This is a genomic window from Streptomyces sp. NPDC047085 (genome assembly GCF_040643735.1).
GTDB lineage: Bacteria > Actinomycetota > Actinomycetes > Streptomycetales > Streptomycetaceae > Streptomyces.
In genome coordinates, this window is the sequence record NZ_JBEYUW010000008.1 from 335,551 (window position 1) to 347,911 (window position 12,361).

Sequence of the window (12,361 nt, forward strand, 5' to 3'; positions counted from 1 at the left end):
CCACTGACGACGACGGGCCCGGTGCCGTAGGTCACAGCGCCGGGCCCGTCGGTCAGCCGGGGGTCACTTCGTCCAGTCGGCCCACGACATGTTCCAGCCGTTGAGGCCGTTGGCGGGGTCGACCGTGCGGTCGTGGGAGTTCTTGACGATCACCACGTCGCCGCTCATCGAGTGGTTGAAGAACCAGGCGGCCGGGGTGTTCTTGTCGTAGCCGCCGCGCACGTCGCGCAGGCCGACGCAGCCGTGGCTGGCGTTGTAGTTGCCGAAGGCGCCGCCGCCCCAGTAGTTGCCGTGGATGAAGGTGCCGGAGTCGGTGAGGCGGATGGCGTGCGGCACGTCCTTGATGTCGTACTCGCCGCCATAGCCGACGGTCTCGCCGTTCATGCGGGTCACGACGAGCTTCTCCCGCATGACCATCTGGCCGTTCCAGGTGTCGTAGCCGGGCTTGCCTGTGGTGACCGGGATGGTCCTGACGACCTTGCCGTCCTGGGTGACCTTCATCGTGTGCTTCTTGGCGTCCACGATGGAGACCTGGTTGCGCCCGATGGTGAACTTCACGGTCTTGTGCTGCTTGCCGTAGACGCCGTCCCGGCCCTCGACGCCGTCGAGGTTGAGGTCGACGGTGACCTTCGTGCCTTCCTTCCAGTACTTCTCCGGACGGAAGTCGAGGCGGTCGTTGCCGAACCAGTGGCCCTGGACGTCGACGGCCGGCTCGGTCTTGATCTTGATGGCCTTCTCGACGTCGTCGGGGTTGGTGATGCCCCGGGTGAAGCGGACGGAGAACGGCATGCCGACGCCGACGGTCGAGCCGTCCTCGGGAGTGAAGTAGCCGACGAAGGTGTTCTGCGGCGTGAGCGTGGTGAAGCTGGAGTCCTCGGCGGCCTCGCGGCCCTCCGAGTCCTTCGCAACCGCGTGCACCGTGTACTTGGTACCGCCCGCCAGATGGGTCGACGGCGTCCAGGACGCGCCCCCGGCGGCGATGGTGCCCTCGATCTTCGTGCCCTTGGCGTCCTTGACGGTGACCTCGGTCAGCTTGCCCTTGGCGACGCCGACCTTGAGGGCGCCGCTGGTGTCGACGTCCGTGGCACCGGACTTGGGCGAGATGCTGACGGCGGCCGTGGACTGCCCGCCGGCCTGCTCGGTCGCGTCCTTGTCCTTGCCCTCCCCCGGTCCGGACCCCGAGTCGCCGCCCCCGCCGCAGGCGGCGAGGGACAGCACCAGGGCGCCGGATATGAGCCCGAGCCTCTTACGACCTCTACGCCGACTCCCCTTCGACGCCCCCGATATCGGCCGCACGTTCAAGTTGTTCTCCCCTCCAAGGCCTGGTCACAGGCCCACACCCCGGCGCGCCCCGCGCGCTCATCGGTGCATGGTAGCCGCCGGGTTTTGAGCAGCGTGTCAGTCGAATGTCACCGTTCCGTCGCAACTTCGACCGGCCCCGCCCACCCCCGAACCCGGCGGCTCACCTGGCTACTTGACCAAGCTGCCCGCTTTCCACTCCTTCCACGCCATGTTCCACCCTCCTAGGCCATTGTCGGGTGCGACGGTTTTGTCCTTGCTGTTCACGACCTCGATGACGTCCCCGACCAGGCTGCGGTCGAAGAACCAGCCCGCCGGGGTGTCCGAGCTGCCGCCCTTCACGTCCATCAGACCCACGCAGCCGTGGCTGACGTTGGCCTGGCCGGGGGCGTCCGGCGCCCAGTAGTTGCCGTGCAGGAAGGTGCCGGAGTCGGTGAGCTTCATGGCGTGCGGGACGTCGGGGATGTCGTACTCCCCGCCGAAGCCGACCGTCTGGCTGTTCATCCGGGTCACCTCGAGCATGTCCATCACCACCATCTTCCCGTTGTAGGTGGGGTGTTTGGGGGCGCCCGCGGTGATCGGCACCGTGGCGAGCAGCTGCCCGTCGCGCCGTACCTGCATCGTGTGCTTGGCCGCGTCGACCAGGGAGACCTGGCTGCGGCCGACGGTGAAGGTGAACGTCTTGTACTGCAGCCCGTAGACCCCGCGGGCGCCCTCGACGTCCCGCAGCGCGAGGTCGACGGTGACCTCGGTGCCGGGCTTCCAGTAGTGCTCGGGGCGGAAGTCCAGGCGGTTCTTGCCGAACCAGTGCGGGCGGATCTCCACGGACGGCTTCGCGGTGACGCTGACGGCGCGTTCGACGGCGGCGCGGTCGGTGATGTCCCGGCTGAAGGCGAGGGAAACGATCATTCCGGTGCCGACCGTGGAGCGGTTCTCGGGGGTGACGTAGGCGATGAACCGCTGGTCGGGGACGTACGTCGTGAACGTGGTGTGCCGGGCCGAGCGGCGGCCGCGGCTGTCCAGCGCCACCGCGTCGACGGTGTACTGGGCGGCCAGGGCCAGCCGCTGGTCGTCGGGCTCCCAGGTCAGCCCGTCGCGGCTGATGCGCCCGGGGACCGGGGAGACCTGTGCGTCCTGCGACTTGACGACGGTGACCTTCTCCAGACGGCCGCCGGGCACCCGTACCCGCAGCCGCTCCGCCGGCCGGATGCCCTTGCTGCCGTCGGCCGGGCTCACCCGGATGACGTCCTCGGGGCGCGGGGGTTTGCCCGGCGCCCCGCCGATGCCCAGCGGGCCGGAGCCGTCCGAGGAACAGCCGGCGGCCCCCGCCAGCAGTCCCACCCATGTCAGTGCCGCGGCCAGCGCGGCCACCGCGCGCCGTGCGCGTCCTTGTACGTGCCTCACGCAGGACACAACGACCGGGCCCGCTCCGGGGAAACGTGAGTGCGACGCCCACGCTGGGCAGAACAGTGAAGAGGACGACGCGAAGGGGAGCCGCCGCGCCCGCGAAAGAGCCGTCGGGGCGCAGCCGTACCGGGCGGCCGGGCGTGGCCTGGGCCGAGGAGCCCGGGGCACGCCCGGCCCTTCGGCGCGGTCGGCCGCGCCCCGGGCCGAGCCACTGAGATGAGGGGCGACTGGTGACGAGCGCAGCCGAGCAGCGGGCACGGGCCGAGGAACAGGCCGCGGACAGCGGCCATCCGGCCGCCGTGGTGAACGGCGCCCGCCGCGCCGTGCCGCCCGCGCCGCCCGTGTGGCCAGGTGCGTCGACACCGCTGGGGGCCCGGTTCCGGGTCGGCCCGGACGGGGTCGCGGGCACCAACTTCGCGCTGTGGGCAGCCGGGGCGGAGGCGGTGCGGCTGTGCCTGTTCGACGAGCGGGGGCGGGAGACACGCGTTCCGCTGACCGAACTGACGCACGAGATCTGGCACGGCTTCGTGCCGGGTGTGATGCCGGGTCAGCGCTACGGCTACCGGGTGGAGGGCCGCTGGGACCCGTGGACCGGCGCCCGCTGGAACCCGGCCAAGCTGCTGCTGGACCCCTACGCGCGCGCGGTGGACGGGGAGTTCGGGCTGCCGCCGGAGGTGTACGGGCACGTCCGGGACTGGCCGGACCAGCAGGTCGCCGACACCGTCCGCGACGAGCGGGACTCGGCGCCGTACGTGCCCAAGGGCGTCGTCGTGCACGATGACGACGACTGGTCCGACGACCGCCGCCCCAAGACGCCGTGGGCGGACTCGGTGATCTACGAGCTGCACGTCAAGGGCTTCACCCAGCTGCACCCGGACATCCCGGAGGAACTGCGCGGCACCTACGCGGGGCTGGCGCACCCGGCCGCCGTCGAGCACCTGGTGAAGCTGGGTGTCACGGCCGTGGAGCTGCTCCCCGTGCACCAGTTCGCGCACGAGGACCATCTGCTGCGCCGGGGCCTGCGCAACTACTGGGGCTACAACTCCATCGGCTACTTCGCCCCGCACGCCGCCTACGCGGCCTCCGGTACGACGGGACAGCAGGTCGGCGAGTTCAAGCGGATGGTCCGCGCACTGCACGCGGCCGGCATCGAAGTCGTCCTCGACGTGGTCTACAACCACACGGCGGAGGCGGGCGAACTGGGCCCGACGCTGTCCCTGAAGGGCATCGACAACCGCGGCTACTACCGCCTCCAGAACGACGCCCGTCGGTACGCCGACTACACCGGCTGCGGCAACACCCTGCACGTGGTCCAGCCGCAGGTGCTGCGGCTGATCACGGACTCGCTGCGGTACTGGGTCACCGAGATGGGCGTGGACGGCTTCCGCTTCGACCTCGCGGCCGCCCTGGCCCGCTCGATGCACGACGTCGACATGCTCTCCCCCTTTCTGGCGGTCATCGCCCAGGACCCGGTGCTGCGCCGCGTCAAGCTCATCGCCGAGCCGTGGGACATCGGCTCGGGCGGCTACCAGGTGGGCGCGTTCCCGCCGCTGTGGACGGAGTGGAACGACCGCTACCGGGGCGCCGTCCGCGACTTCTGGCGGCACGCCCTGCCCGACGTACGGGAGATCGGCTACCGCCTGTCCGGCTCCAGCGACCTGTACGCCTGGGGCGGCCGGCGCCCCTACGCCTCGGTCAACTTCGTCACCGCGCACGATGGTTTCACCCTGCGCGATCTGGTGTCGTACGAGCGCAAGCACAACGAGGCCAACGGCGAGAACAACCGGGACGGCAGCGACGACAACCGGGCCTGGAACTGCGGGGCGGAGGGCGAGACACGCGACGAGGGCGTGCGGGCGCTGCGGCGCCGGCAGCTCAGGAACCTGCTGACCACCCTGCTGCTGTCCACCGGCGTGCCCATGCTGGTGGCCGGCGACGAACTCGGCCGCACCCAGCGGGGCAACAACAACGCCTACTGCCAGGACAACGAGATCAGCTGGCTGGACTGGACCCTGCTGGACGACCCGGACTGGCGCCCCCTGTTCGACCTGACCTCCCGACTGATCGCTCTGCGCCACCGCCACCCGGTGCTGCGCCGTCGCGCCTTCTTCTCCGGCCGCGCGCACTCGGCGGACGGACTGCGGGACCTGGCCTGGTTCACCTCGCGGGGCGAGGAGATGACCGAGGGCGACTGGTACGCCCCCGCCGCCACGCTTGGCATGTATCTGTCCGGACGGGACATCCCGGGGCGGGACGAGCGGGGCGCGCCCGTGCTGGACGACAGCTTCCTCGCGGTGCTGCACGCGGGCGACCGCCCCACCGGCTTCGTCCTGCCGGGCACGCCCTGGGCGGAGCGCTACGAGGTCGTCGTGGACACCTCCCGCGAGGAGCAGGCGGAGGCGCCGGGGACGGTCCACCCGGCGGGCGCGGAGATCACGGTGCCGGCGCGGGCGGTGCTGATGCTGCGGGTCGTGTGACCCGCCGAAGAGACGTGCGTGACGCGGATCACGCTCTCCGGGTGCAGCGCGCGAGGGGTCCCAGGGCCTTTCCCCCTGTGAAGACAGCCGGCGAGAACGGGGACCGTGGGAATGGAGCAGGCACGCGCCGGTGAGTACGACGCGTTCGTGGCGGCCCGCTGGTCGGTGTTGTTCCATCTCGCCCGTCTGCTCACCGGAGGGGACCGGCACCGGGCCGAGGATCTGTTGCAGGAGTCCCTGGTCAAGCTGTGGTTCGTGTGGCCGAAGATCGCCGACGAGGCGCCAGAGGCGTATGTGCGCAGGCTCATGGCCCGGGCGGCGGCCCGCTCGGCCCGCCGGCGCTGGTGGGGCGAGCGGCCCGTCGAGCAGCTGCCCGAGGTGGCGGCGGCCGGTGACATGTCGGCGACGGTCGCCGAGCGCTCCCGGCTGGAGGCGGCGCTCGCGCAACTGAGCCCCCAGCAGCGGGCCGCCGTGGTCCTGCGCTACTACCAGGACCTGCCCGACCGGCAGGTCGCGGAGATCCTGGGCTGCCCGGCGGGCACGGCCCGGTCCCACGCCGCGCGCGGCGTGGCCCGGCTGCGCCGACTCCTGGCCGACGTCATCGAGCCGGTGGGGTGAGGAAGGACCCATGGACCAGATGGATCGCATGGATCAGTTCGAGCGGCAGCTGACGCGGCTGATGCACGACACGAAGGAGCACAGCCCCTTCGAGGCCCGGCACCGGGAGCGGCTGCGCGCGGGCGTGCTGGTCCGGCGCCGGGTGCGGATGGCGCGCAGAGCCGCCGGGTCCGTGCTGGCGGTCGCCGGGCTCGGTCTCGGGCTGTTCCTGTGGCCGGGTGCGTCCGGCACGGACCGGCCGAGCGCACCCCCGCTGCGGCCCGCCGTCAGTCCGGTACCCACCCCGAGCACATCACCGACGCCGGACATCTCACCGAGTTCGACCCCGAGTACGCCGCCCAGCTCGACACCGACCACGGAGGGACCGAACCCGGGCGGGACGACGGTGACCTCCGTGCCGCCCTCGACATCGGGGAGCCGCGACCCGGGCACCGAACCACCACCCACCGGCACGGCCACGGGGACCACCACCCCGTCGTACACGCCGACGTCGACCGCCGAGGGGACCCCCGACGGGACCGCCGGCACGACCGCCGACGCGACCGGATAGCGCGCCGCCTTCCAGCGTCACCGTCACCCCACCGCCGCGCGATCCGTCAGCGCGCCTCGAACCAGAGAACACAAGGGACTTACGTGATAAAACTCCGCCCGGGCCGGGCGACTCCGGCCGCCAGGACACCCCTGCCCCGGCGCGCACCGCTGCCCGCGCGCCACGAGGAGCCCGTACTGGACCTGGTGGTCCCGGTGTTCAACGAGGAGCGGGCGCTGGAGCCGAGCGTCCGGCGGCTGCACGCGCACCTGCGGGACACGTTCCCCTACCCGTTCCGGATCACCGTCGCCGACAACGCCAGCACCGACCGCACCCCGTTCCTCGCGGCCCGTCTCGCCGGGGAACTGGCCGAGGTGGGGTGGATACGGCTGCCCGAGAAGGGGCGCGGGCGGGCGCTTCGGGCGGCCTGGACGGGCTCGCGGGCGCCCGTGCTGGCGTACACCGACGTGGACCTGTCCACCGGGCTCGCGGCGCTGCTGCCGCTGGTCGCGCCGCTGATCTCGGGCCACTCCGACCTGGCGATCGGCACCCGGCTCGCGCCCGGCTCCCGGGTGGTGCGCGGTGCCAAGCGGGAGGTCATCTCCCGCTGCTACAACCTCCTGCTGCGCCGGGCGCTCGCCGTCGGCTTCTCCGACGCGCAGTGCGGGTTCAAGGCGGTGCGCCGCGATGTCGCCGAGCGGCTGCTGCCGCTGGTGCGGGACGGGGGGTGGTTCTTCGACACCGAGCTGCTGGTGCTGGCCGAGCGGGCGGGGCTCCGGATCCACGAGGTGCCGGTGGACTGGGTGGACGACCCCGACAGCCGGGTCGACATCCTCGCCACCGCGCTGGCCGACCTGCGCGGCATCGCCCGGCTGCGCCGCCGGCCGGCCCCTGGGGTCGGCGCCCGGCCGCGCTCCCGGCCGGTCCGTCGTGGCGGCGGAGCGGGCGACGGATCGGGCGCCGCATGAGCACGACCCTGCACCGCGTCCCCGTACCGGCCCCCGACCGCGCGTCCGTCCTTCGGCGGCGGCTGCGCGCCGCCGCCCGCCGGCACGGCCCGGTCCTGGCGCTCTTCGGCGCGCTGAAGCTCGTCGGCTTCTGCTCGTTCCTGTATCTGCTGGACTCCGCCGGGGACTTCCGCACCAAGCACCCCCGCTTCGGCGGCGGGGCGCACGTCTGGGACGTGCTCGGCACGTGGGACGGCTGGTGGTACGAGCAGATCGCCGTGCACGGCTACGACCCGAAGCTCGTGCCGGTGCCGGGCGCGACCGGGCTGATCACGCTGGAGGGCAACTCGGCGGCGTTCTTCCCGCTCTACCCGGCGCTGATGCGGCTGGCGTCCACGGTCACCGGTCTGGGCCCGTACGGCGCGGGCATGCTGGTCTCCGTCGCCGCCTCGTTCGTCGCCGCCCTCGGCATCTACGCGGTCGCCGAGCGGCTCGGCGGGCGGCGGGCCGGGCTCGCCGCGGCCGGGCTGTGGGCGGTGTGGCCCGGCTCCGGCGTGGAGTGGGCGGTGTACTCCGACTCCCTCTACGTCGCCCTGGCCGCCTGGGCCTGCCACGCGGTCATGACCCGCCGCTGGCTCACCGCGGGCGTGCTCACCTTCCTGGCCGGCCTCAACCGGCCCACGGCCGCCGCGTTGATCGCCGCGCTCGGCGTCGCCGCCCTGTTCGCGCTGCGCGACCGCCGCGACGGCGTCCTGCGCCCGCTGCTCGCCCTGGCCGTGGCCCCGCTCGGGTTGCTCGGCTACCTGGGCTGGGTCGGCCACCGCATGGGCGACTACGGCGGCTACTTCACCCTCCAGTCGGGCGCGTGGGCGCACCGCTTCGACTACGGCGAGCAGACCCTGGACGTGCTGACGTCCTTGCCGGTGGGCCACTACACCTATCTGTTCCCCTCCCCCTTCGCGGACGTCATCGGCGTCGCGGTCGTCCTGCTGGCGTGCGCGCTGCTCCCGCTGCTGCTGCGGTTGCGTCCCCCGGCGGTGCTGGTCGTCCACACCGTGCTCACGCTGGCCCTGGTCCTCGGCAGCCAGCAGATCTTCGCCAACGTCTCCCGGTATCTGCTGCCGTGCTTCCCGCTGTTCCTCCCGCTGGCCCTCGGCATGCGCCGGCTCAGTCTGCGCCTCCAGTGCACGCTGCTCGGCATCGCGGCGGTGGCCTCCGGCTCGTACGCGGGGTACGCGCTGTTCGAACTCGGGGTTCCGTAGGCCGGGTCCGGGAGAAGGGAGTCCGCCCAGGTCGTAGGTCCAAGGGCGGACCGGGGTCCGGCCAAAACTCGGTGGGCGATGTCAGTGCCGGTCCGTACGCTCGCGATGATGCCCACGACACGTGCAACCACCAAGGACCGTTCCGCCGTACGCGCCCTGCTACGGCTGTGGCCGTACGTCCACCCCGTGCGGACCCGGCTGTTCACCGCCGCGTTCGTCGCGATCGTGGCCTCCTGTACCGGGCTGGTGATCCCGCTCGTCCTGAAGTGGATGGTCGACGGCCCGGTCGCCGACCGGGATCCGGCCGGGGTGTGGCTCGGCGCGCTCTACCTGCTGCTGCTCGGCCTCGCCGAGGCCGGGCTGTTCGGGATACGGCGCTGGCTGGTGGCCCGGCCGCTGTCGCGCGTCGAGGCGGACATGCGGGCGGCTCTCTACCGGCATCTGCAGCGGCTGCCGGTCGCCTTCCACGACCGCTGGGCCTCCGGCCAGTTGCTCTCCCGGGGCACGACCGACCTGATGCTGGTCCGCATGTTCCTCGCCTTCCCCTTGACCTTCCTGCTGGTCAACGGGGTGACGATCCTCGTCGGCGTGGTGATCATGCTGATGCAGGACTGGGTGCTGGGGCTCGTCGTCCTCGGGCCCGCCGTGCCCGTGATGTGGACCTGCGCGGTCTTCGAGCGCCGGTACGCCGAGGTGGCCCGGCGGGCGCAGGACCAGGTCGGCGACCTGACCACGCTGGTCGAGGAGAGCGTGCTCGGCATCCGCATCATCAAGGGCTTCGGCCGGCACCGCAGCCAGGCGCGGGCGTTCCGGGAGCTGTCAGGCACCCTGCGCGGCACGGAGCTGCGCAAGGCGCGGCTGCTGGCGACCATCTGGTGCGTCATCGTGACGCTGCCCGAGGTGGCCATCGGGGCGGCGCTGGTCCTCGGCGCGGTGCGGGTCGCGGACGGGGACCTGTCGGCGGGCACGCTGGTCGCCTTCCTGAGCACGGCGCTGGCGCTGCGCTGGCCGGTGGACTCGATCGGCTTCCTCCTGGCGATGAGTCAGGAGGCGGCGACGGCCACGGAGCGGTACTTCGAGGTGATGGACGAGGTGCCGGAGAGCGCGACCGGCGCGGGCGGCGCGGCCGGCGCGGCCGGCGCGGGCGGCGCGGGCGGCGCGGGCGGCGAAAACCCGCCCCCGGCCGGCACCGACACCGGTCTGCGGTTCGAGAACGTCACCTTCCGCTACCCCGACGCCCCGCCTGACTCCCCGCCCCTGCTCACCGGCATCGACCTCCACGTCCGCCCCGGCGAGTCCATGGCGCTGGTCGGAGCCACCGGCAGCGGGAAGACGACCCTCACCGCGCTCGTCCCCCGGCTGCACGAGGTGACGTCCGGCCGTATCACGCTCGACGGCACCGACATCACCGCGATGTCCCGCGAGGAGCTGCGCGCCAGGGTCGCCGTGGCCTTCGAGGAGCCGACGCTCTTCTCCACCAGCGTCGGCGAGAACGTGCTGATGGGAGCCGGGGACGGCGCCGGAGACACGGAGCTGGACCGCGCCCTGGCCGTCGCGCAGGCCGACTTCGTGTACGCGCTGCCGCAGGGCGCCGACACCCGCGTCGGCGAACAGGGCCTGAGCCTGTCCGGCGGCCAGCGTCAGCGGCTCGCGCTGGCCCGCGCGGTCGTCGGCCGGCCGGAGTTCCTGGTGCTGGACGACCCGCTGTCGGCGCTGGACGTGCACACGGAGGCCGCCGTGGAGGCCGCGCTGCGGCGGGTCCTCGCGGACACCACCGCGCTGATCGTGGCCCACCGCCCGTCCACCGTGCTGCTCGCCGACCGGGTCGCCCTGCTCTCGGGCGGCCGTATCACCGCCGTCGGCACCCACCAGGAACTGCTGCGCACCAACCCGGAGTACGCGCACCTGATGTCCGGCGAACAGGGGGACCACCGATGACCACCACGACCACCGCCGCCCCCACCACGGACGACGACCCGCTGCCCGACCCCGCCCAGGACACCGGCGACCCGTTCGACCGGGACGTGCTGCCCACCCCGCCCGGTGCCACGGCCGCCCTGCTGCGCTCGCTGCTCGCCCCGATGCGGGCCCGCGTCGTGCTGACGACCCTGCTTCTGCTGCTCCAGCAGGCGGCCGTGCAGGCGGGGCCGCTGCTGGTGGCCTACGCCATCGACCGTGCCGTACCGGCGCTGCGGGAGGACCACGACCACGGCCCGCTGATCGCGGTGGCCGTCGGTTATCTGCTGTGCGCGCTGGTCTCCGGCGCCCTGCAGTTCGCGTTCATCGAGACCTCCGCGCGGGTCAGCCAGGACGTGCTGCTGGACCTGCGCGGGCGGATCTTCCGGCACGCCCAGGCGCTGAGCGTCGACTTCCACGAGCGGTACACCTCGGGGCGGCTGATCTCCCGCTCCACGACGGACGTCGAGTCGCTGCGCGAACTCCTCAACGAGGGGCTGCAGGAGCTGGTGACCGTCGTGCTGTCCTTCGTCTACATCTCGGCGATGCTGCTGTGGCTCGATCTCGGCCTCGGCGCGGTCGCGGTCGCCTCGTTCGTGCCGCTGTACCTGCTCGTACGGCTCTATCAGCGGCGCGCGGGGCGGGTGTTCCGGGCGCGGTCGACGGCGATCGCCGCGGTGATCGTGAAGTTCGTGGAGACGATGAACGGCATCCGTCCGGTGCGCGCCTTCCGTCGGGAGGCCGTGAACGACAGCGAGTTCGCCGTGCTGAACCGGCGGCACGAGCGGACCAACGGGGACTCCCTGCTGGAGATGGCCCGTTATGTGGTCGGCTCCCGCCTGGTGGCGAACACGGCGGTCGCGGCGATCGTGCTGTGGGGTGCCTACCGGGTGGCGTCCGGCTCGCTGGCGCTGGGTGTGCTGGCGGCGGCGGTGCTGTATCTGCGGCGGCTGTACGACCCGATCGACCGGCTCGGCATGTTCCTCAACTCCTACCAGTCGGCGGCCGCCTCTCTGGAGAAGATCGCCGGGCTGCTGGCCCAGACGCCGTCCGTGCCGGAGCCGTCCACACCTCGCGAACTTGCCGTGCGGGAGGGCGAGTTCCCGGGACGTGAGGTGGTCTTCGACGGGGTCCGCTTCGCCTACCGCACCGGCGGCGAGGTGCTGCCCCGCTTCGATCTGACGATCCCGGCCGGGCAGACGGTCGCGGTGGTCGGCTCCACCGGCGCGGGCAAGTCGACGCTGGCCAAGCTCCTCGCCCGGTTCTACGACCCCTCGGAGGGGCGCGTCCTGCTGGACGGGGTCGATCTGCGCGAGCTGGCGGTGCCGGAACTGCGGCGCGGGGTGGTCATGGTGACGCAGGAGGCGTTCCTGTTCTCGGGTACGGTCGCGGACAACATCGCGATCGGCCGGCCCGGGGCGAGCCGGGAGGAGATCGAGCGGGCCGCGAAGGCGATCGGCGCGCACGAGTTCATCAGCGGGCTGCCCGACGGTTACGACACGGATGTCCGTAAGCGCGGTGGTCGTATCTCGGCCGGGCAGCGGCAACTGGTGGCCTTCGCACGGGCGTTGCTCGCCGACCCGGCGGTGCTGATCCTGGACGAGGCGACCAGTTCCCTGGACGTGCCGGGCGAACGGGCCGTGCAGCGGGCGATGTCGACGGTGCTGCGGGGCCGCACGGCCGTGGTGATCGCGCACCGGCTGTCCACCGTGGAGATCGCGGACCGGGTGCTGGTCATGGAGCACGGGCGGATCGTCGAGGACGGCCGTCCGGACGCGCTCGTCGCGGGTTCGGGCAAGTTCGCGGATCTGCACAGGGCGTGGCGCGAGAGTCTCGCGTAGCACCGACGTCTTCGCGAAGCAGCGG

General features: G+C 72.5%; 8 protein-coding genes and 1 pseudogene. 7 read left to right on the forward strand and 2 right to left on the reverse strand.

Going from position 1 to position 12,361, the window contains the following annotated elements:
• Positions 1-63: 63 nt before the first annotated feature.
• Both ABZ865_RS26950 and ABZ865_RS26955 read right to left on the reverse strand, forming a co-directional pair.
• Positions 64-1,302, reverse strand: coding sequence for an Ig-like domain-containing protein (locus tag ABZ865_RS26950; RefSeq protein ID WP_361235370.1), 1,239 nt, complete (start codon positions 1,300-1,302; stop codon positions 64-66).
• Positions 1,303-1,470: 168 nt separating this feature from the next.
• Complete coding sequence (locus tag ABZ865_RS26955; RefSeq protein ID WP_361235373.1) at positions 1,471-2,703, reverse strand: Ig-like domain-containing protein; 1,233 nt, start codon at positions 2,701-2,703, stop codon at positions 1,471-1,473.
• A gap of 233 nt (positions 2,704-2,936) precedes the next feature.
• Between ABZ865_RS26955 and glgX the strand changes: the two genes are divergently transcribed.
• The 7 genes and pseudogenes from glgX to ABZ865_RS26990 all read left to right on the forward strand — a co-directional run bounded on the left by glgX (position 2,937) and on the right by ABZ865_RS26990 (position 12,336).
• Complete coding sequence (glgX, locus tag ABZ865_RS26960) at positions 2,937-5,183, forward strand: glycogen debranching protein GlgX (protein WP_361235376.1); 2,247 nt, start codon at positions 2,937-2,939, stop codon at positions 5,181-5,183.
• A 111-nt stretch (positions 5,184-5,294) separates the two neighbouring features.
• Positions 5,295-5,801, forward strand: a complete 507-nt coding sequence (locus ABZ865_RS26965; RefSeq protein ID WP_361235379.1) for a SigE family RNA polymerase sigma factor — start codon at positions 5,295-5,297, stop codon at positions 5,799-5,801.
• A gap of 10 nt (positions 5,802-5,811) precedes the next feature.
• Positions 5,812-6,351: a hypothetical protein gene (locus ABZ865_RS26970; RefSeq protein ID WP_361235382.1), complete on the forward strand. Its 540-nt coding sequence runs from the start codon at positions 5,812-5,814 to the stop codon at positions 6,349-6,351.
• Between the two features lie 149 nt (positions 6,352-6,500).
• Positions 6,501-7,205: pseudogene (locus ABZ865_RS26975) on the forward strand (dolichyl-phosphate beta-glucosyltransferase); the annotation flags it as partial.
• A gap of 89 nt (positions 7,206-7,294) precedes the next feature.
• Positions 7,295-8,539, forward strand: a complete 1,245-nt coding sequence (locus tag ABZ865_RS26980; RefSeq protein WP_361235385.1) for a glycosyltransferase family 39 protein — start codon at positions 7,295-7,297, stop codon at positions 8,537-8,539.
• A gap of 108 nt (positions 8,540-8,647) precedes the next feature.
• Positions 8,648-10,477, forward strand: coding sequence for an ABC transporter ATP-binding protein (locus ABZ865_RS26985; RefSeq protein ID WP_361235388.1), 1,830 nt, complete (start codon positions 8,648-8,650; stop codon positions 10,475-10,477).
• Entirely contained in the window at positions 10,474-12,336 is a 1,863-nt protein-coding gene (locus ABZ865_RS26990) for an ABC transporter ATP-binding protein (protein ID WP_361235391.1), read from the forward strand. The genes ABZ865_RS26985 and ABZ865_RS26990 overlap by 4 nt, the downstream gene beginning before the upstream one ends.
• The last annotated feature ends 25 nt before the right edge of the window (positions 12,337-12,361 follow it).